General features: G+C 74.4%; 17 protein-coding genes and 1 pseudogene. 12 read left to right on the top strand and 6 right to left on the bottom strand.

Features of this window, described 5'->3' with window-relative positions:
• The 9 genes from Dsi01nite_RS01190 to Dsi01nite_RS01150 form a co-directional block, all read left to right on the top strand.
• A partial coding sequence (locus Dsi01nite_RS01190; protein WP_203844078.1) for a hypothetical protein occupies positions 1 to 611 on the top strand: 611 nt, incomplete at its 5' end.
• Between the two features lie 89 nt (positions 612 to 700).
• Positions 701 to 4,342, top strand: a complete 3,642-nt coding sequence (locus Dsi01nite_RS01185; protein WP_203844077.1) for an ATP-binding protein — start codon at positions 701 to 703, stop codon at positions 4,340 to 4,342.
• A gap of 193 nt (positions 4,343 to 4,535) precedes the next feature.
• Complete coding sequence (locus Dsi01nite_RS01180; RefSeq protein WP_203844076.1) at positions 4,536 to 4,778, top strand: hypothetical protein; 243 nt, start codon at positions 4,536 to 4,538, stop codon at positions 4,776 to 4,778.
• 33 nt (positions 4,779 to 4,811) lie between these two features.
• Positions 4,812 to 5,141 carry a hypothetical protein gene (locus tag Dsi01nite_RS01175; RefSeq protein ID WP_203844075.1) on the top strand — a complete coding sequence of 110 codons (330 nt, stop codon included), beginning with the start codon at positions 4,812 to 4,814 and terminating at the stop codon, positions 5,139 to 5,141.
• A gap of 497 nt (positions 5,142 to 5,638) precedes the next feature.
• On the top strand, positions 5,639 to 6,820 hold the full coding sequence (locus tag Dsi01nite_RS01170) for an Acg family FMN-binding oxidoreductase (RefSeq protein WP_203844074.1): 1,182 nt from the start codon (positions 5,639 to 5,641) through the stop codon (positions 6,818 to 6,820).
• Positions 6,821 to 7,103: 283 nt separating this feature from the next.
• Positions 7,104 to 8,294 (top strand): LCP family protein, encoded by a 1,191-nt coding sequence (locus Dsi01nite_RS01165; RefSeq protein WP_203844073.1) that lies wholly within the window; start codon positions 7,104 to 7,106, stop codon positions 8,292 to 8,294.
• A gap of 52 nt (positions 8,295 to 8,346) precedes the next feature.
• Complete coding sequence (locus Dsi01nite_RS01160) at positions 8,347 to 9,984, top strand: Na+/H+ antiporter (RefSeq protein ID WP_203844072.1); 1,638 nt, start codon at positions 8,347 to 8,349, stop codon at positions 9,982 to 9,984.
• A gap of 21 nt (positions 9,985 to 10,005) precedes the next feature.
• Positions 10,006 to 10,275, top strand: a complete 270-nt coding sequence (locus tag Dsi01nite_RS01155) for an acylphosphatase (protein WP_203844071.1) — start codon at positions 10,006 to 10,008, stop codon at positions 10,273 to 10,275.
• Between the two features lie 83 nt (positions 10,276 to 10,358).
• Positions 10,359 to 11,813 (top strand): acyltransferase family protein, encoded by a 1,455-nt coding sequence (locus Dsi01nite_RS01150; RefSeq protein WP_203844070.1) that lies wholly within the window; start codon positions 10,359 to 10,361, stop codon positions 11,811 to 11,813.
• Between the two features lie 57 nt (positions 11,814 to 11,870).
• Here the strand turns inward: Dsi01nite_RS01150 and Dsi01nite_RS59260 are convergent, their stop codons facing one another.
• Together Dsi01nite_RS59260 and Dsi01nite_RS59255 are read right to left on the bottom strand one after the other, a co-directional pair.
• Positions 11,871 to 12,455, bottom strand: a complete 585-nt coding sequence (locus Dsi01nite_RS59260; RefSeq protein WP_505661186.1) for a PucR family transcriptional regulator — start codon at positions 12,453 to 12,455, stop codon at positions 11,871 to 11,873.
• A gap of 393 nt (positions 12,456 to 12,848) precedes the next feature.
• Positions 12,849 to 13,301, bottom strand: a pseudogene (locus Dsi01nite_RS59255) (RsbRD N-terminal domain-containing protein); the annotation flags it as partial.
• Positions 13,302 to 13,419: 118 nt separating this feature from the next.
• Here Dsi01nite_RS59255 and Dsi01nite_RS01140 point away from each other — a divergent pair.
• Both Dsi01nite_RS01140 and Dsi01nite_RS01135 read left to right on the top strand, forming a co-directional pair.
• Positions 13,420 to 15,060, top strand: a complete 1,641-nt coding sequence (locus Dsi01nite_RS01140) for an FAD-binding dehydrogenase (RefSeq protein ID WP_203844068.1) — start codon at positions 13,420 to 13,422, stop codon at positions 15,058 to 15,060.
• A 173-nt stretch (positions 15,061 to 15,233) separates the two neighbouring features.
• Positions 15,234 to 16,142 (top strand): aminoglycoside phosphotransferase family protein, encoded by a 909-nt coding sequence (locus Dsi01nite_RS01135; protein WP_203844067.1) that lies wholly within the window; start codon positions 15,234 to 15,236, stop codon positions 16,140 to 16,142.
• Positions 16,143 to 16,151: 9 nt separating this feature from the next.
• On the opposite strand, the gene Dsi01nite_RS01130 is transcribed toward Dsi01nite_RS01135, so the two are convergent.
• From Dsi01nite_RS01130 to Dsi01nite_RS01120, 3 genes are read right to left on the bottom strand one after another with little or no spacing between them, the layout of a single operon-like run.
• The gene (locus Dsi01nite_RS01130) at positions 16,152 to 16,646 is read right to left on the bottom strand and encodes a DinB family protein (protein WP_203844066.1); all 495 of its coding nucleotides are present in this window, start codon (positions 16,644 to 16,646) and stop codon (positions 16,152 to 16,154) included.
• Between the two features lie 21 nt (positions 16,647 to 16,667).
• Positions 16,668 to 18,002 (bottom strand): non-homologous end-joining DNA ligase LigD, encoded by a 1,335-nt coding sequence (gene ligD / locus Dsi01nite_RS01125; RefSeq protein WP_239135599.1) that lies wholly within the window; start codon positions 18,000 to 18,002, stop codon positions 16,668 to 16,670.
• Between the two features lie 44 nt (positions 18,003 to 18,046).
• A complete protein-coding gene (locus Dsi01nite_RS01120) occupies positions 18,047 to 18,487 on the bottom strand; it encodes a hypothetical protein (RefSeq protein WP_203844065.1) in 441 nt (146 codons plus the stop codon).
• Between the two features lie 99 nt (positions 18,488 to 18,586).
• Here Dsi01nite_RS01120 and Dsi01nite_RS01115 point away from each other — a divergent pair, with 99 nt between their 5' ends.
• On the top strand, positions 18,587 to 19,327 hold the full coding sequence (locus tag Dsi01nite_RS01115) for a hypothetical protein (protein WP_203844064.1): 741 nt from the start codon (positions 18,587 to 18,589) through the stop codon (positions 19,325 to 19,327).
• Position 19,328: 1 nt separating this feature from the next.
• Here the strand turns inward: Dsi01nite_RS01115 and Dsi01nite_RS01110 are convergent, their stop codons facing one another.
• Positions 19,329 to 20,249, bottom strand: a complete 921-nt coding sequence (locus Dsi01nite_RS01110; RefSeq protein WP_203844063.1) for a sugar phosphate isomerase/epimerase family protein — start codon at positions 20,247 to 20,249, stop codon at positions 19,329 to 19,331.
• Between the last annotated feature and the right edge of the window lie 74 nt (positions 20,250 to 20,323).

The raw sequence follows: 20,323 nt of genomic DNA, 5'->3' as shown, positions 1-20,323 counted from the left end.
CAGCCGGCCATCCCGCGACAGCCGGCCATCCCGCGACAGGGGTCGAGGTCACCCTGCGCCGGCCGCCGCCGCTGGACACGATGCTCGCCGTCACCACTGCGGAAGGCGCGGTCCAGGTGCACGACGGCGAGGCGTTGGTCGCGTCCGGCCGGGTCGACGCCGGGGAGCGGCCCGACCCGGTGCCGCCGGTGCCGTTCGCGGCCGCCGTCGAGGCGTCGGCCGGATACCCGGGATTCACCGCTCACCCGTTTCCGACCTGCTTCGTGTGCGGCACCGATCGGACCGACGGGCTGGCGCTGTTCCCCGGTCCGCTGCCGGACGGGCGCACGGCCACGCCGTGGCGGGTGCCGCAGGACGTGTCGCCGGTGCTGGTCTGGGCGGCGCTGGACTGTCCGGGGGGCTGGTCGGTGCTGACGGAGGGTCGCCCGTACGTGCTGGGCCGCATGACCGCGCACATCGACGCGGTGCCCGCGGCGGGGACGGAGTGTGTGATCACGGGCCGGCATGTCGCCTCGGAGGGGCGTAAGGCGACGGTGCTGTCCACGCTGTACGGGCCCGGCGGCGACGTCCTTGCCCTGGCCAGAGCGACATGGATCGCCGTCGACCGCTGAAACCCCCGGCCGTTCGGCGGACGACGCGGACCTGGTGATCACCTAGATTCATGGCGCACAGGTGGTCGTGGCCGTGAAGGGGTCGTGCGGTGCCGCTGGTCGTCAACGTCCTCGGTGAGGTGTCCGCGACCCGCGACGGGGTGCCGCTGGACCTCGGCGGGCGCCGGCAGCGGGCGGTGCTGGGGATGCTCGTCCTGGCCCGCGGCGACACGGTCCCGGCCGACCGGCTGGTCGACGCGCTGTGGGGTGACCGGCCGCCGCCCGCGGCGGTGGCGGCGCTGCAGTCCTACGTGTCGCACCTGCGGCGCCGGCTCGAACCGGGCACCGACGCGCGCTCACGGGCCTCGGTCATCGCCAGCCAGGGGCGTGGATACGCGCTGCTGCTGCGCGGGGACGCCGTCGACGCGTGGCACTTCGAGCGGCTGGTGCGCGACGCGGCTGGCGAACCGACGGCGGAGCAGCTGCAGCAGGCGCTCGACCTGTGGCGCGGGCCCGCCTACGCGGAGTACGCCGACGAGCCCTGGGCGCAGGCGGAGACGGCCCGCCTCGCGGAGTTGCGTGAAGTCGCCCGGGAGCAGCTCGCCGCGGCCCGGCTGGCGCGGGGCGAGGCGGCGGTGACGGTCGCCGAGCTGGAGTCGCTCGTCGCGGCGGAGCCGCTGCGGGAGGAGCGGTGGCGGCTGCTGATCCTGGCCCTGTACCGCTCGCACCGCCAGGCCGACGCCCTCGCCGCACTGCGCCGGGCCCGGCAGCTGCTCGCCGACGAGCTCGGCATCGACCCGGGGCCGGCCCTGCGGGCGCTCGAATCCGAGGTCCACGCCCAGTCCGAGTCACTGGGTCTGGAGCAGGAGCAAAAAGCTTCAAAAGCGGCGTTGGTACCGCCAGCAGCGCCGACAGAAGCGCGGGACGGCTGGACGAGGAGCGGCGAAGACCTCGTCGACCGGGACCGTGAGCTCGCCGACCTCGATTTCGCTCTGGAGGACGCCCTGCGCGGCGACGCGCGGCTGCTGTTCGTCGAGGGGCCGGCCGGCATCGGCAAGACGCGGCTGCTCACCGAGGCCCGGCGCCGGGCGTCGGCGCGCGGGGCGCAGGTCTTCACCGCCAGGGGCAGCCGGCTGGAGAAGGAGTACGGCTTCGGCGCGATCCGGCAGCTGTTCGAGTCGGCCGCCGCGACCCCCGGCATGCTCGACGGGCCCGCCGCCTCCGCCGCCACCGTGTTCGACGTGGCCGGCACGGCCCAGCGCGAGGACAGCGGCCTCGCGGTCATGCACGGGCTGTACCGGCTGACCGTGAACCTCGCCGCCGCCGGCCCGGTCGTCCTCGCCGTCGACGACCTGCAGTGGTGCGACAGCGGGTCGTTGCGGTTCCTCGCGTATCTCGTCCGGCGGGTCGAGGGGCTGCCGGTGCTGATCGTCGCGACGCTGCGCACCGGAGAGCCGCACGATGACGCGGCGATCCTCGAGGAGCTGACCGCCGACCCGATCACCGTGCCGGTGCGCCCCGGCCCGCTCAGCGCGCGGGGCGCGGCAAGCGTCGTGCGCGGCCGGCTCGGCGCGGCCGCGGACAGTTTCGTGGAGGCCTGCCACCGCAGCACGACCGGCAACCCGTTGCTGCTGCGCCAGCTGCTGCAGGCGCTGCACAGCGAACGGGTCCCGCCGGACGCGGCGCACGCCGGGACGGTGACCGCGATCGGTTCGCGGGCCGTGTCGGGCCTGGTGCTGATGCGGCTGGGCCGGCTGTCCCCGGCGTGTGTCGCGGTGGCGAAGGCGATCGCGGTCCTCGGCAACAAGGCCGCGCTGCCGACGGTGGCGGTCCTCGCCGACGTGCCGGAGGACGAGGCCGCCGTCGCGGTCGCCACCCTGGCCCGGGCCGAGGTGCTGCGCGACGAGTATCCGCTCGGGTTCGTGCACCCGCTCGTCGCCGACGCCGTCTACTCCGACCTGGCGCCCGGGCAGCGGCAGCTGCGGCACGACCGGGCCGCGCGGGTCCTCGCCGCCGCCGGCGCCGCCCCGGAGCAGGTCGCCGCGCACCTGTCGCAGGTGCCGCCGCGCGGCGACCCCTGGGTCGTCGGCGTGCTGCGCACCGCTGCCGCCCGGGCCCGGGACCGCGCCGCGCCCGACGCGGCGGTCGCCTCCCTCACCCGCGCGCTGCTGGAGCCACCGGACGCGGACGCACTGCCCGGGGTGCTGCTGGAACTCGGCCAGGCCGAGGCGATCAGCAACGCCCCGGCGGCCATGGCGCATCTGCGGCAGGCCTACGACGCGATCACGGATCCGCGGAGCCGGGCAGACCTCGCCCTGACCCTCGGCCGCCTGCTCGTGTTCGTGGGCCCACCCGGCGCCGCGACCCGGTTCGCCCGGGAGGCCGCCGCCGCACTGCCCACCGGGACGGCGGCCGGCGCCGACGACCGGCAGGCCGGGCCGGCTGGCAGCGACGACCGGCAGGACGGGCCGGCTGGCAGCGACGACCGGCAGGCGTTGCTGGCGACCGAACGCATCAGCGGCTACCTGCACGACCTCGACCCCGCGGTGTGGCGGCGCCGGCCCGAGCCGGACATCACCGGCACCGGCCGCGGCGCCCGCATGCTCGCCGTCACCCTCGCCTGGGAGGCCGTCATGGACGGCACGGACCGGGCCAGGGCCGTCGAGCTGGCCCGCTTCGGCGTCGCCGACGGTGACCTGCTCTCCGCCGACACCGGCCTGCTGTGGGTCATCGCCGGGCAGGTCCTCGACCTGTGCGACGAGGACTCGACCGGGCTGTGGGACGCCGGCCTCGCCCAGGCACACCAGCGCGGCGACCTCTTCACGGCGCTCGGCATGCAGCTGTGGCGCGGGTACGTCCAGTGGGGCCGGGGCGACCTCCGGGAGGCGTCACAGGCCCTCGCCGCGGGCAACGAGCTGTCGCTGGTGTGGGGGGCCGGCGGGATCGCGTCCGGCTACGGCGAGGCGTTCCAGCTCGGGCTGCTGGTCGACCGGGGCGACCTGGGCGCCTGCCGGGCGTACCTGGAGCAGGTGCGGGCACACCCGCGGATCACCGAGGGCGCCCGCATGTTCGGCGAGGCCCACGCCCGCCTCCTGGTCGCCGAGGGTCGCCACTCCGAGGCCCTGGATGTCCTGGAAACCGTCGCACCGATCATGGCAGGGGTGGCGAACCCCGCCTGGCGGCCGTGGCGTTCAGCCCGGGCACGTGCGTTGGCTGGTCAAGGTCGTACCGACGCCGCACTTGAGCTTGTAGAAGCGGAACTCGAGCTCGCTGAGGCGTGGGGAGCGCCCCGGGTCGTCGGCCGGACCCTGCGCCTGCGCGGTGAACTGCGCGGCGGCGACGGCGCCGACGACCTGCGCGCCGCCGTCGACCTGCTCGGCCGGGGCAACGCCCGGGTCGAGCACGCCCGCGCCCTGGTGTCCCTCGCGGGCGTCTGCGCCGAGCCGGAAGCGGTCGCGGCGCTGCGCCAGGCCGCCGCCCTCGCCGCGGCCGCCGGCGCCGACGGGGTCCACCACGACGCCGTCGCCGCGCTCGCCGCCCTTGGCCGGCCGGCCCCGGCCCGCCCGCCGGCGACCGAGACGCTGTCGGCGACCGAACGGCAGATCCTGGACCGGCACCTCGCCGGGGTCGGCGAGCGGGACATCGCCGAGGCACTGTTCCTCACCCCGCGCTCGGTCCGCGCCGCCCTCGACGCGATGCGCGCGGGCGGGGCGTTCGGCGCGGGCGGGGCGTTCGGTGCGGGCGGGCCCTGACTCCTGGACCCTGACCTGTGCCTGGTGCCCCGCTGGTTCGGGACCCTCGGCCCTGCGGACACCCGGCCACCCTGCCGATGCTGAACGGCGGCAAGGAACCGGCGACCCGATGCGAACTGTGCCGGCACACGAGAGGTGATTCCTGCCGGACCCTTCGGCGTGCCCGCCGGACTGGTCGTTCGCGGCCCGCCCGGTGACCCTCGCCGTGCTCGCGCTCGTCGTCGCGGTGACGGTCGGGTGGCGGGCCGTCGCCCGGCGCGTCGGCACCCCGGAGCTCACGATCCTGCACCCGATCGGCCGGATCACGCCGTTGCTGCCTCGGCTGCTCGCCATCCACCTCGGCGTCAGCCTGCTCGCGCTGGCCGCCCGTGGCGACTTCCTCGCCGCCGATCTGGAGTCGCTGGAGCTGCCCGCGTCCGCGCTGCTCGGCGTCTAATTCATCACCGGCTTCCGGCTGCGGGCCGCCGCCGTGCTGCTCGTCGTCGGCGGGTCGGTCGCGCTCGCCGCCACCGGACCCGTCAGCCTCCTGGAGGCCGCGGACCTGCTCGGCATCGCCGGGTTCCTGCCACCGTCCGGCGACCGGCGCGGCGCGGTCACCGCCGACCCGTGGGTCCTGCGCCGGGCGCTGCTCGCGCTGCTGGTCGGCGTCGCCACGGCACTGGTCATACTCGCCATCTGCAGAGAAGCCGGCCAACCTGACCCTGCTCGCGTACGGCTCCGACCCGCGCACCCGCCGAGGACGTCCGCTGGCTGCCGCGCCTGCGCCGCCCCCGCGCCCAGGGTCCCCGCGACCGCCTGACCGCGTCCCGGGTGAACGAGCCCCGGGGGCCTGCGTCCTGGGTGAACGAGCCCGGTGACCGCGTTCCGGGTGAACGAGCCCCAGCGGCCGCATATCGGGTGAACGCGTCCCGGGTGACCGCGTGACCAGCGCACGCCGCCGCTTCGGCCCGACGGACCGTGGACAGGCGAAACCCCGGCCGTCAACGGTTCCGGCCGTTGCGAGTCCCGACCGTGTCCGCGTCCTGGCCGTTGCGGATCCCGGCCGTGTCCGCGTAGCGGCCGTTGCGGTCCGGCCGTTTCTGAATCCCGGCGATTGCGGATCCCGGCCGTTTCTGAATCCCGGCGATTGCGGGTCCGGCCGTGCCCGAATCCCGGCCGTGCCTGCGTCCGGCCGTTGCGGGTCCCGGCCGGTTGGGGTCGAAGGTCCCGCTGGGGCGGGCCGGTCCGCTCTGCCCGCCACCCGCGCCGCGGCGCCAGGGTTGGGGGATCACCATCCGATCCTTGAAGGAGCCCGCCATGGCCGCCATCCAGTACACCGACCGCGGCACCGCCGTGCGGGTCAGCCCGGCCGGCCGGGCGCTGACCGAGGCCGTCCTCGCCGCGCTCGGCGCGCCGTCGATCCTCAACACCCAGCCGTGGCACTGGCGCATCGACGGCGACATCGCGCAGCTGCGCGCCGACCGGACCCGCCAGCTGGCCACGATCGACCCCGACGGCCGGCTGCTGACGGTCAGCTGCGGCACCGCGCTGCACCACGCCCGGGTCGCGCTCGCTGCCGACGGGGTGGCGGCCGAGGTGACGTACCTGCCGGAGGGCGACGACCCGGACCTGCTCGCGACCGTGCGCCACGCCGGCACCGTCGACCGCTCCGCCGAGTCGCAGCGGTTGCGCCGGGCGATGAGCATCCGGCGCACCGACCGGCGGCCGTTCGCCGACCAGGACGTGCCCGAGGCCGCGCTGGACCGGCTGCGGGCCGCCGCGATCGCCGCCGGCGCCGACCTGCACGTGGTGCGCCCGCAGGACCTCGTCGACGTCGTCGTGGCCGCCGGTCACGCGGCGGAGGTCGAGCGGGAAGACCCGGCGTACCGGGCGGAGCTCGCGGCCTGGGTCCGCGACGGCGCCGAGGACGGGGTGCCACCGGCGACCGCCGCGGCGGGCGGGCCGCGTCCGGTGCCGATCCGGGACTTCACCGGCACCACCGCCGGCCAGGTCAGCATCTACGCGGGTGGCGACATCGCCGACCGCCACGCCCGCTACGCGGTGCTGGTCACCGAAGGCGACCTGGCACGGGACTGGCTCGCCGCGGGGGAGGCGCTGTCCGCGGTGCTGCTGGCCGCCGTCGGTGCCGGGCTCGGCGCCTCGCCGATGAGCGACCTGGTCGAGGTCGCGCCGGCCCGGGCGATGCTGCGCCGGATGCTGGGGGAGATCGGCCACCCGGCGATGGTCGTGCGGATCGGTGTGCCCGGCCGCCAGGGCGCCGACGGGCCGGCGGAGGCCCCGGGCCAGGCGGAGGTCGCGGCGGAGGCGGCGGGGGCGGAGGCGGAGGAGGCCACAGGGCCGGCGGAGGTCACAGGGCCGGCGGCAGCGGGGCCGGTCGGGGCCGCGCCGGTGCCGGTGACGCCGCGGCGACCGTCGGTGTCGGTCGTCGACCTGGTGGCGGAGCCGGTGGACGGTGGAGGCGACGAATTGCCCAGGTGACCGACGAACTGCCCAGGTGACCGACGAACTGCCTCAGGTGACCGACGAGTGGCCCCAGGTGACCGGCGAGTCGCCAAGGTGACCGGCGAGTCGCCAAGGTGACCGGCGAGCCGCCCAGGTGACCATTGCCACACTCCAACCCCGCACAGCAGGTGAATGGGCGGCGAACAGTGGAAACTCGGCGGCGCTATCGTCGGAGGCGGCCGACCCGAGAAGCGAGACTGCAACGTTGCACGCCCCGGTTCCGTCTTCAGCATGAGTTCGACGGTCGGAAGGGCGTGTGGTGGCGAAGAAGAAGCGCAAAGACCCGCTGTGGGCGAAGCTGCTGCTCTGGCTCGGCGCGCTGCTGCTCGTCGCCAGCGGCGGTGGGATCATCGGCGGCAAGCTGCTGCTGGACCACTACAGCGACGAGATCACCCACCCCGGCGGACTCGGTGCGGCGGCCACCGAGGGCAAGAACATCGATGGGCCGATCAACCTGCTGCTGGTCGGCGTCGATGAGCGCGTCAACAACACCGAGATGGGCGTCCGCGCCGACTCGATCATCATCGCGCACGTGCCGGCCAGCCACGACGGTGTCTACCTCACATCGATCCCGCGGGACACCAAGGTCAGGATCCCGGCGCACCCGGCCACCAAGTACCCCGGCGGCACCGACAAGATCAACGCCGCGTTCCAGGGTGGCTTCCAGAACGGCGGCGGTCGTGAAGGTGGGTTGGAGCTGCTCGCGGAGACCGTCGGCAACCTGGCCGGCGGCCTGAAGTTCAACGGCGCCGCCATCGTCAACTTCGACGGTTTCAAGGGCCTCGTGAAGGCGCTGGGCGGCGTGCACATGTGCGTCGACGAGCGGGTCATCTCCATCCACACCGGCTGGAACACCAAGACCGGCAAAGAGGGCGTGCCGTTCAACTTCGTCAACGACCTCCCCACCACCCTCAAGCCCAACATGCGCGCGCAGACCTACGAGGTCGGCTGTTACGACATGGAGCCCTGGGAGGCCCTGGACTACGTGCGGCAGCGCGACAAGCTCGCCAACAACGACGGCGACTACGGCCGGCAGCGCCACCAGCAGCAGTTCATCAAGGCGATGATGAAGAAGGCGACCACCGCGGGAGTCATCCTCAACCCGATCAAGATGACCGAGATCCTCAACAGCCTGGGTGACGCGGTCTCGTTCTACAACAACAAGGTCGACCTCACCGACTGGATCTTCACCCTCAAAGGCATCAAACCCGACCAGATGATCACGTTGAAGGTCAACAACGGCGATTACCACTCCGAGACGATCAACGGGAAGTCGTACGAGACGCTCGACGAGACCGCCAAGGAGCTCCTGACCGCGATCGTCCGCGACCAGGTCGGGCCGTTCGTCGCGGCCCACCCCGAGATGGTGAACAACGACGCCGACACGGCCGCCACGGCCCCGGGCGCGACGCCGACGAAGTCACCGTCCGTGAAGGCCTCCAACCGATAACCCCGAAACCCGGTAAACCAGCGAAACCCGGTAAACCCCCGACAATGGTGAGGTGACTGCCGAGACGCTGCTGCTGTTCGTCCTCGCCGCAGTGGCGGTGGTGGTCGCGGTGCGCTGGCTCGCCGGGCGCACCGGTTTGCCGGCCGCGGCGATCCTGCCCGTGATCGGCATCACCTACGCGCTGCTGCCCGGCCCCAACGTGGTGCTCGAGCCGGAGATCGTGCTCACGTTCGTGCTGCCGCCGCTGCTGTACAGCGCGGCCCTGGACTCCTCGCTGCTGGCCATCCGGCGCAACGTCCGGATCGTCGTGAGCCTGTCGGTGATCCTGGTGCTCATCACCGCCCTGGTGATCGGGTTCGGCTTCCACCACCTGGTCGCGGGCGCGACCCTCGCCGCCGGCATCGCGGTCGGCGCGGCCGTCGCCCCGCCGGACCCGGTCGCCGCCCTCGCGGTCGGGCGCAAGGTCGGCCTGCCGCCGCGGCTCGTCACCATCATCCAGGGCGAGGGCCTGCTCAACGACGCCACCGCCCTGACCATCCTGAGCTTCGCGTCCGCCGCGGTCATCGGCGGCGAGTTCTCCCCGACCGCGGCGGCCGTCCGGTTCGTCGTCGCGGCCGTCGGCGGTGCCGCGGCCGGTGCCGCCGTCGCCTACGTCGTGCGCCTGCTGCGCCCGCTCAACCGCGACCCCATGTCCGCCAACGCGGTCTCGCTCGCCACCCCGTTCGCCGCGTACCTGCTCGGCGAGCACCTGCACGTCTCCGGCGTCCTCGCGGTCGTCGTCGCCGGGCTCGTCGTCGGCCACCACGCGCCGCGCGCCGCGTCCGGCGCCAGCCGGCTGCAGACCAACGCCGTGTGGCGCCTCGTGGACTTCCTGCTCGAAGGCTTCGTGTTCCTGCTCATCGGCCAGCAGCTGCCGGAGGTGATCCGGGGGCTGCGGCAGTACCAGACCTCGACCGTCGTCATCGCGGTCGCCGTGTCGGTCGGCGCGGTGCTGCTGATCCGCCCGGTCTGGCTGCTGCTGACCCAGTCGCTGCCCCGTTCGCTGCACTCACGCCTCGGCACCGGGCAGCACTCCGACAAGCTCACCGGCCGGGAGGTGACCGCGCTGAGCTGGGCCGGGACCCGCGGCGTCATCAGCCTCGCCGCCGTGTTCACGCTGCCCCGCGTCACCCCCGACCGGGACCTGCTGCTGTTCTGCACGCTGGTCGTGGTGCTGGTGACCCTGGTGGGGCAGGGGCTCACGTTCGCGCCGCTGGTGCGCCGCCTCGGCCTGCGCGCCGACGAGGTCGACGAGGCCCGCCTGCGCAACGAGGCGCGCTCCGCGTCGGTCCGCGCCGCCCTCGACCGCCTCGACGACCTCGACCGGGAGCGGCGCGAGGAACCCGCGGCCCGCGACCTCGAGGAGGACGCCAGCGAGGCCGAGGCGATCCAGACCATGCGGGGCCTCCTCGGCCAGCGCCTGGCCCGCTATCAGGGTCGCATCGACCTGTTGCAGAACGCCGAGTCCCTGGAGATGCCGGTGTCGCCACGGTACGAGGCGGCGCTGCGGATCCGCCGTGCCGCGATGGACGCCCAGCGCGAGGAACTGCTCCGCTGGCGGGACGCCGGCACCCTGCCCGACGAGGGCCTGCGCGTCCTGGAACGGGAACTCGATCACGAGGAACGGCTCCTGCCCGACCGGCGGCCCTGAGCCCGGCGGTACCGTCGCAGGATGGAGCGCAAGCGGGTGCTGGTGTCGGGGCGGGTCCAGGGCGTGTTCTACCGCGACACGTGCCGGCGGGTCGCGGCCGGGGCAGGGGTCGGCGGCTGGGTGCGCAACCTCGCCGACGGCCGGGTCGAGGCGGTGTTCGAGGGGCCGCCGGAGGCCGTCGAGCGGCTCGTCGCGTGGACCTGGCACGGCCCCTCCGAGGCGTCCGTCACCGATGTCGAGGTCCACGAGGAGACCCCGGAGGGCCTCGCGGTCTTCGCCATCGTGCCGTGACCCCGCGGCTGGGTACCGCTACCTAGACGGATTGAGCAGCAGCACCGATCCCGGCGGCCGGCGGCGACGCGACGCTGGACGGCATGCATGAGCACCAGACCACCCGGGACCGCTACGTCGACCTGCTCCGGGTCGTCTCCCTCGGCGTCGTCGTCCTGGGCCACTGGCTGATGGCGGTCGTCGCGGTCGGCGACGACGGAGTGGCCCGCGCCGGCAACGTCCTCGCCGTCGTCCCGGCCCTGCGACCGGCGACCTGGCTGTTGCAGGTGATGCCGGTGTTCTTCCTCGTCGGAGGGTTCTCGCACGCCGTGGCGTGGTCGTCGGTACGCCGGCGCAACGGCACCTATGCGGACTTCGTCCGCTCCCGGGCCGGCCGGCTGCTGCGCCCGACGGCGGCGTTCGCGGCGGTGTGGCTGCTCCTGGCCGTCGGCATCGAACTCGCCGGCGCGGACCACGGGGTGCTGCGCCTCGCCACCCGGGTGGTCGCCCAGCCGCTGTGGTTCATCGGGGTGTACCTCGGCGTGGTCGCCCTCGCCCCGGCGATGCTCCGGCTGCACCGGTGGGCGGGGCGCCGCGCGGCGCTGGTGCCGGTGGCGCTCGGCGCGGCCGCGGTGGCCGTCGACGTGGCCCGGTTCGGTTATGACGTGCCGTTCGTCGGTTTCGCCAACGTCGCGTTCGTCTGGCTCGCCGTGCACCAGGTCGGCTTCCTCTACGCCGACGGCCTCCTGGGCGGACCAGGGCCGGTATCGAAGTGGGGGTCCGAGTCCACCGCAGCCCGGCCATCCACTTCGATACCGGCCCTGGGTCTCACCCTCGCGGGCCTGGCCGGCACGGTGGCGTTGACGACGCTCGGCGGGTACCCGACCTCGATGGTCGGCGTGCCCGGCGAACGGGTGTCGAACATGTCACCGCCCACCGCCGCCCTCCTCGCCTGCGCGGTGCTGCAGATCGGCCTGGTGCTCCTCGCCCGCGGCCCGGTGACCCGCTGGCTGCGCCGTCCCGCCGTCTGGCGCGGCGTGATCACCGCCAACGGCCTGTCGATGACCACGTTCCTGTGGCACCTCACCGGCCTGTTCATGGTCAGCGCGGTCACCCTGACCCTCGGCGTCGCCCAGCCCCCGGCCGGCTCGGCGGCGTGGTGGCTGACCCGGCCGCTGTGGGTCGCGGTGCTGCTGGTCCCGACCGCGGCGCTGGTGGTGCTGTTCCGCCGCGCGGACCGCCCCCGGCCGGCCCGCGTGCCCGCCGCCGGCACCGTGGCACACCGCCGCCGGACCCCGCTCGCCGCGGCCGGCATGCTCCTGTGCACCCTGGGCGTGCTCGGCGTCTCGGCCGTCGGGTTCGGCGGCGTGCTCGCCGGGCGCACCGCCACGCTCGTCGTCGTGCCGGTGACCCCGCTGATGTCGGTGCTGCTCGTCGTGGTGGGCGCCGGCCTGCTCCGGGCGTCCTCGCCGGCCGCACCGGACCGAGCCGCACCGGATCCACGAGCCGCACCGGAGCCAGCCGCACCGGACCGCCTCGCCGGGGCGCGCAGCGGCTAGGCGCGGCTTTCACGGCGGTCCGCAGAGCAGCCTTCAGCGCAGTCTTCAGCGCAGGCTTCAGAGCAGCCCGAGGTGCAGCGCCAGGCGTTCGTCGGGGTCGTCGAGCCGGGCGCCGTAGGCGTCGCGGAGTTTGCGGAGGCGATACCGGACGGTCTGCGGGTGGGTGTGCAGCGCCTCGGCGGTCGCGATGACCTGGCCCTGGCAGCGGAGCCAGGCGAGCAGCGTCTCGGCGAGCACCTCCCGGGACGCCGGGGTCGCCGTGGCAAGCGGGGCGAGGGCCCGGGCGGTGAGGCGGTCCGCGACGCCCGGCTCCCAGGCGGTGACCAGGGCGACCAGGTGGTCGTCGCAGCTGATCACGCCGTCGGGCAGGGTGCCCGCCTGCTGGAGCTGCAGGGCACGCCGCGACAGCCGGTGCGACGTCCGGGCCCGCCGCAGGTCCAGCTCCGGTCCCACGGCCGCCCGCCGGCCGGTGAGCCCGCGCACCAGGGCACCCGACGCGCCCCGAGCACCGGGCGCACCCGCCCCGGCCCCCGTCAGGCCTATCCCGGCACCGGCCCCGATCCCGGTCGTGCCCGTCCCCGGCGCGGCGCGGGTCGTGCCGCCCGCCCCGGCGATGATCACGCCCGCCCCGGGATTGGTCATGCCCGCCCCAGCGCCAGTTGGGCCCATCCCGGCACCGAGCCCGATTCCGGCCGTTCCCGCCCCCGCGCCGGTCGCACCCGTTCCCGAGCTTGCCCCGGCGCCGGTCGGACCCGTCCCGCTGCCCGTCGCGGTGCCCGTCGCGGTGCCCGTCGCGGTGCCCGTCGCGCTGCCCGGTCCGGCGGCGGGCGACGGGCCGGAGGTGGGCACGACGATGCTGGTGGCGCCGTCGATGACGGTGGCGATGGCGCCGCCGCCGACGGCCCGGGCCAGGTGCTCGGCGTCGGTGCCCTCGACGCTGACGACGGTCACCGCCGCCGGCAGCGTCCACCGGGCCGCCTCGGCCGCGGCGTGCAGGGCCGCGTCCGCCGGTGGGTCCGGCTGCACCAGCAGCGTGATGAGGCGGCGCCGGAGCAGGGCCCAGTCGTGCGCGGCCTCCTGCTGCTCGTCCAGGTATCCCTCGGCGGCGGCACCGGCGAGCACGTCGACGTAGCCGAAGAGGGCGTGCGCCACGGCGGACAGGTCGGCCCGGTCGAGGGTCGAGTCCGGGTCGCTGACGGCGGACCAGATCGCCCGGCCGCCGACGGTCAGCACCGAGCGCAGCGCGTCGATGCGGTGACCCTCGCGGTATTCGGTCCGGCCGAGCTCGTGGAACACCGCCCGGGTGCGGGTCAGGTCGCCACCGGCGACGAACGTGTCGACGAACGCGTCGACGGCGGTCTCCACGCCGACGGTGAGGCCGCGCCCCTGCCCACCGGTCAGGGACCGGCCCTGGGCGAGCATCGCCGCGCTGACCGTGGCCAGCGTCTGCTCATGCAGGCGCCCGCGCAGCCCGCGCAGGCGGTCGCGGAGCCCGACGCTGAGATCGACCGTACACCTCCGGAAATTGTCATCGCGGTGACAAAATGATGCCGAACTTCTGCTCCTGGCACCACGATTCTCGCACGCCGGTGCCTAGTCTGATGGCGTGGATGCAGATGTGATCGTGGTCGGGGCCGGACTCGCCGGGCTGGTCGCGGCGGCCGAGGTCGCCGACGCCGGCAAGCGGGTGATCCTGCTGGAGCAGGAGCCGCCGCAGAGCCTCGGCGGGCAGGCGTTCTGGTCGTTCGGCGGGTTGTTCCTGGTCGACTCGCCGGAGCAGCGCCGCATGGGCATCAAGGACTCCGCCGACCTGGCCTGGCAGGACTGGCTCGGCAGCGCCGCGTTCGACCGGGACGAGGACCTGTGGCCCCGCCGCTGGGCCGAGGCCTACGTGCAGTTCGCCGCCGGCGAGAAGCGGGCCTGGCTGCGGGCCATGGGGCACCGGGTGTTCCCCGTCGTCGGCTGGGCCGAGCGCGGCGGCGGCCCCGCCGACGGGCACGGCAACTCGGTGCCCCGGTTCCACATCACTTGGGGCACCGGGCCGGGCGTCGTCGAGCCGTTCGCCCGCCGGGTCGCGGCGAGCCCGCTCGTCGAGATCCGCTTCCGGCACCGCGTCGACGGCCTGGTGAAGACCGGCGGTGTGGTCACGGGTGTCAGCGGGTCCACACTGGAGCCCAGCGACGTCCAGCGTGGACAGACGAGCTCCCGCGAGGTCACCGGCACGTTCGAGCTGACCGCGCAGGCCGTCATCGTCACGTCCGGCGGGATCGGCGGCGACCACGACCTCGTGCGCAAGGCGTGGCCGGCCCGGCTCGGCACCCCGCCGAAGCGGATGGTCGCCGGCGTGCCGGCACACGTCGACGGCCGGATGCTCGGCATCACCGAGGCGGCCGGCGGGCAGATCATCAACCCCGACCGGATGTGGCACTACACCGAGGGTCTGCAGAACTGGGACCCGGTGTGGCCCAACCACGGCATCCGCATCCTGCCGGGCCCGTCGTCGCTGTGGCTGGACGCGACCGGCAAGCGCCTCCCGGCGCCCTGTTTCCCGGGCTTCGACACCCTCGGCACCTTGAAGCATCTGATGTCGACTGGGTACGACTACAGCTGGTTCGTGCTCACCCAGAAGATCATTGAGAAGGAGTTCGCGCTGTCGGGGTCGGAGCAGAACCCGGACCTGACGAACCGCAGCGTCCGGCAGGTGCTGCAGCGGGTCCGCCCGGGCGCGCCCGCCCCGGTCGAGGCGTTCAAACAGAAGGGCGCCGATTTCGTCGTGGCGTCCACTGTGGACGAGCTCGTCGCCGGCATGAACACCCTCACCGGCGATCAGCTGCTGTCGGCGCCGGACGTGCGGGCCGTCATCGAGGCGCGCGACCGGCAGCTGACCAACCCGTTCGGCAAGGACGCGCAGATCACCGCGATCCGGGGGGCTCGGGCGTACCGCGGCGACAAGCTCATCCGGGTCGCCACCCCGCACCGGCTGCTCGACCCGAAGGCGGGCCCGCTCATCGCCGTGCGCCTCAATATCCTGACCCGCAAGACGCTCGGCGGCCTGCACACCGACCTGTCCGCCCGGGTCCTGCGGGCCGACGGCAGCCCACTGCCCGGCGTGTACGCGGCCGGCGAGGCGGCCGGCTTCGGCGGCGGTGGGATGCACGGGTACAACTCCCTGGAGGGCACGTTCCTCGGCGGCTGCCTGTTCTCCGGCCGGGTCGCCGGGCGGGCCGCGGCGGCCGCCGTCGCCTGAATCTCGCGGGGGCAGTGGCCGCCGTCGCCGGAAGTCTCGCGAGGGCAGTGGCCGCCGTCGCCTGAATCTCGAGGGGCAGTGGCCGCCGTCGCCGGAAGTCTCGCGGGGGCAGTGGCCGCCGTCCCCGGAAATCTCGCGCGCGGTGGCCGCCGCCGTCGCCTAGCCTCACGGAGATGGACACCCAGCTGGGTCCGGCGCCGCAGCGCGTCGCCGTCGACGCGGGACAGGTGCGGGAGCTGGTCGCCGGCCAGTTCCCGCAGTGGGCCGACCTGCCGGTCCGGCCCGTGGCCAACGGTGGCTGGGACAACCGGACGTTCCACCTCGGCGACGAGATGACGGCCCGGCTGCCCAGCGCGGCCGAGTACGCCCTGGCGGTGGAGAAGGAACACCGGTGGCTGCCGGCGCTCGCGCCACGGCTGCCGCTGCCGATCCCCGTGCCACTGGCGAAGGGCGAACCGGCGGCGGGCTATCCGTTCCCGTGGTCCGTGTACCGCTGGCTCGACGGCGAGACCGCCACGATCGACCGGATCGCCGACCCCGTCCGGTTCGCCCTCGACCTGGCCGAGTTCCTGGCGGCCCTGCAGGGTGTCGACCCCACCGGCGGCCCGGGTCCCGGCACGCACAACTGGTGGCGGGGCGGGGCGCTGCGCACCTTCGACGGGTTGGCGCAGCGCGCGCTCACCACCCTCGACGGCCACATCGACACCGGCCCGGCCCGCGAGATCTGGCGGCACGCGCTGGACGCCCGCTGGGACGGCGCGGTGCGCTGGTTCCACGGCGACGTGGCCCGGGGCAACCTGCTGCTCGACGGAGGCCACCTCGCCGCGGTCATCGACTTCGGCACCTGCGGCGTCGGCGACCCGGCGTGCGACCTGGCGGTCGCGTGGACGTTGCTGACCGCCGACGGCCGGCGGGCGTTTCGGGAGCGGCTGTCGGTCGACGACGCGACCTGGGCCCGCGGCCGCGGCTGGGCGCTGTGGAAGACCCTCGTCACCCTGGCCGGTGACGAGCCGGCCGACTCGGCCCGCATCCTCGGCGAGATCCTCGCCTGCGGTGTGCTCCCCAACCGCCCGGGGTGCTGAGCGGCGACCTCAGCGGCCGGTCGTGCCGTCGAGCTGCTCGCGGAGGATGTCGGCGTGCCCGGCGTGGCGGACCGTCTCGCTCGTCATGTGCGCCAGCACCCACCGCAGCGTCACCCGCTTGCCGTCCACCGGGCGGACCGCGAGCGCGGTCGGGTCGCCGAGGTCGCGGATGAGCTCGTCGCTGCGCCGGCTGGCCGCGCGGTAGCCCTCCAACACCTCCTCGGTGCCTCGCGAGACCGGCACCGACATGCCGTAGTCCCAGTCCTGCGGCGGTTCCACGTCGGCGAGGTGGTGGCCGAACCAGTAGCGCTCCGCCACCGTCAGGTGCTGCACGAGCCCCAGCAGGTTGGTGCCGGTGTCCACGAGGACCCGCCGCAGCTGCTCGTCGCTCAGCCCCTCGGTCTTGATGAGCACCGACTCCCGCGCGAACGTGAGAAACGCGAGCGCCGTGTCCAGCTCGCCGTCGTCGTTGCGCGGCACCGGCCGCCGCTGGGTCTCCGCCATGCCACCGACCATATAGGGGTCCTACTGGGAGGGTGCATCCAGTGCGGGCAGGGCCCGGGGTGGGTCGAGGACGGCGGAGAACAGGTCGGCGCGACGGTCCGGGACCGTGCGGATCGTGAACGCGTCCGGGGTCAGCGCCGGGTCGTCCAGCTCGTCCCAGCCGATCGGGGTGGACACCGGCGCGCCCGGGGCGGCGATCGGGCTGTAGGGCGCGAGGACGACCGGCCCGCCCGGCGTGCCGTGGTGGGCCAGTTCGGGCACGACCGCCGCGATCGACCGGGCGAGGGCGGCGGTCCAGCCGGTCGCGTCGCCGGTCGCCGGCACCCAGATCTCGATGTGCCGCGACACCTTCGCGCGGGCGGTGACGCCGAGGTGTTCGAACGCGGTCCGGTGCAGCCGCGCGAGGGTCAGCTGGTCCGCCCACGGCAGGCCGCCCAGCTCGATCACCGCGGCGGTCGTGGCGGGCACGTGCCACTCCAGCGCGTCGACGCCCGCCGCCCACACCAGCGCGGCGGCCTCGGTGACGGTCAGCGAGGTGAGCCAGGGCGGCGCGGTTCGCGGCGGCCGGCGCTGCCATGACCCGGTGCCGCCCGCGCCGCGCGGGAACCGGCGCAGGGCGAGCGCCCGACCGGCCACGTGCGGCAGGATGATCGGCGCCATCCGGGTGGTGTACCGCAGCAGCTCCCGCCGCGTCACGGGCTGCTGCCCCGGCAGCGGCGGGAACAGCACCTTGTCCGGATCGCTCACCCGCAGGTCCCGGCCGAAGACGTGCCACGTGTCACCGTCCCGGAGCCGGTCGAGCTCGCGCAGCTCCTCCCGGCTCGCCTTCAACGGCCGGGCACCCGTCTTCGAGTCCCACAGCCGGTCGGGGTCGGCGAGCACCTCGTCGCTCGTCCGTCCACTGAGGACGGATCGGGGATGCTCCTCCGGATCCCAGCCGTCCACGGCGTGCTCGTCCCGCTTGTGCAGCATCAGCCAGTCGTCCTTGCCGGACCCCTGCCGCCGGGTCCGGATCAGCACGAACGTGCCCCGCAGCTTCTCGCCGTGCAGGCGGGCGTGCAGCTCCCCGGCGGCGACCGCGGCGGCCGGGTCCGGGTCCTTGTACGGCTCCCACGTCCCTGCGTCCCACACGATGACGTCGCCGCCGCCGTATCCGCCCGGGATGACTCCCTCGAAGTCGACGTAGTCCATCGGGTGGTCCTCGACGTGGAACGCGGCCCGCCGCACCTTCGGGTCCAGGGACGGGCCCTTCGGCACCGCCCAGCTCACGAGGACCCCGTCGATCTCCAGCCGGAAGTCGTAGTGCAGCCGGGTCGCCCGGTGCCGCTGCACCACGAACCGCCGCTCACCAGCCACGATCCCAGTGTGGCACGCTGCTCGATCGACGGGTGCGAGTCCGGTCAGCGGCGGCCGGCGACCAGGGCGACGAGGAACTGGCCACCGCCCGGGTCGACGCTCGCGGTCACCGGCAGGCCGGGCACCAGCCGGGAGAACCGGTCCACCAGCCAGTCCGCCGTCTCCTGGGCGTCCGTCCGGCTCGGGCAGCGGGCGACCAGCTCCCGGCCGCCCTTGCGCTCCAGGCGCTCGGCGACGGTGATCAGCGGCGCGGGCTCCACCACGTGCAGGCGGTCCGGCCAGGCGATGACCACCTTCACCGCGCCCTTGCGGGTGTTGCAGGCGCGGTGGGCGAGCCGCTCGGTGACCTTGGCCTTCCGGTCGGCGGTGCGGCTGTCGACGCTGGGACCGCGCGGGTCGTTCACGGACATGCCGGCGTCGACCGGCTCGTCGCACACCCAGCATCGCCAGCCGTCGCGCTCCGCCACATCGTCAAGAAGGCTCATCCGTGCAACGTAGCCGGGGCAGCGCCGGCGCTGGTCGTACACCTCGGACAAACGGCGAAACACGAACAATGGTCGAAATGTCCAATTAGGCTGGACGCTGTGGATCGCAGATCGTTGTTGCTGGCCGGTGGGGTGTTCGCCGGGTCCCTGCTGGGCGGTGGGGTCGCGCACGCGGCGGTGCAGTGGCCGATGTTCGAGTGGGAGAAGCGCGGCGGGTTCTTCTCGCCCGGCGTCGGCGTGATGGAGCCGCCGCTGCTCGCCGTCTACGGTGACGGCGAGGCCTACGCCGACGCGGTCGCGCACCGCTACCTGTCCGGCCCGCAGGCACGCGACCTGCAGGACCACGCGGTCACGGTGCTGCGCAACCGGGCGAACGTCCGCCGGCTGCCGGATCGCGACCCGCCGAGGGACGCGCCCTCCGACCGGGTGCGGGTGCGCACCACCGACGGGCACTACCTCACCGCCCACCTGGACGGTTGGGGCCACGGCGACGAGTGGGGCGACTTCCCCAGGGCGCTGCACGAGTTGTACGACCACCTCCAGACCCTGCGCCGGGCGGTGCGTGCCGACGGGGAGCCGTGGCGACCGGACGCGCTGCTGCTGGTCGCGGTGCACCTCGACGTCGAGCCCGACGAGTGCGGGCCGTGGCCGGGTGGCGTGCCGGTGCCGAAGGTCGGCGCGGACCGGCGCTACCTGGAGACGAAGTACGCCGGCGCGAAGGCCCGCCGGGTGCGTCGCGGCCTGCCGAGATCCGGTGAGCCCGGGTGGCCGTGCTACCGGACCCCGGCGGGCGCGTTCGTCGCGGCGAACTGGCGCTACAGCCTGCCGCACGAGTGGTGAGTCAGTACCGCAGGTCCGCCAGGTACCGGTAGCCGTTGCGGGCCGTGGTCAGCGCGTCGGCCGGGGTGCGCGGCGGGGTGCCGGCGTCGTCGCGTTCGACGATGTATTCGACCAGGCCCGCCTCCCTGGCGTGCTGGAAGATCCGGCCGAAGTCGATGAGGCCGGCGCCCGGGTCGGTGAACGCCGCCGCGGTGTCCATGTCCTTCACGTGGACCTGACGGATGCGGCCGCGGTGGCGCTGGATGAGGTCGACCGGGTCGGCGGTGCCCCGCCAGGCCCAGAACAGGTCGACCTCCAGGTGCACGAGGTCGGGGTCGGTCTCGGCGGTGAGGATGTCGTAGCCGGTGCGGGAGCCGCCGTCCTGGCGGACGAACTCCAGCTGGTGGTTGTGGTAGCCGAAGTCGAGACCGGCCCGCTTGGCGAGCGCGCCGGCCCGGTTGAGGTCGCGGGCCAGGGCGTGATACCTGGCGCCGTCGCGGATCGGCTGGCCGGTGGCGTCGACGCCGAAGAACGGGTGGACGATGAAGTGGTTGCCGACGATGTTGGCGTCGTCGAGGGCCCGCTGCCACGCGGTGGCGTCCCACGGCTGCGGGATCGCGACGTGGCCCGAGGTGGCCTTCAGGCCGGCGGCGTCGAGGAAGCCGCGGAACTGGGCGGCGGTCCGGCCGACGAACCCGGCGTGCTCGACCCTGGTGTAGCCGATGGCGCGCAGCTCGGCGAGGCTCGCGGCGAGGTCGGCGCTGAGCTGGTCGCGCAGCGTGTAGAGCTGGACGCTGATCCGGTCGAGCGGGACCCGCGACTGGCGGTGCGCGGTTTCAGCTGCGGCGGACGCTGGTGTGGCGCCGATGAACGGGGCGGCGAGCAGCGGGGCGGCCGCTGCGGCGCCGAGCAGGTTGCGCCGGCTGACGGGGGAGCTGGGCATGTGCACTTCCCTCCGGTGCTTTCGTATATTCGACCCTTTCTATATTCGAATCCGACGTTTGTCACGTCGTGGCA

The sequence above is a fragment of the Dactylosporangium siamense genome (assembly GCF_016862795.1).
Taxonomy (GTDB): domain Bacteria; phylum Actinomycetota; class Actinomycetes; order Mycobacteriales; family Micromonosporaceae; genus Dactylosporangium; species Dactylosporangium siamense.
The sequence above is the reverse complement of the archived record's forward strand: the minus strand, read 5'-3'. Positions and strand labels throughout refer to the sequence as shown.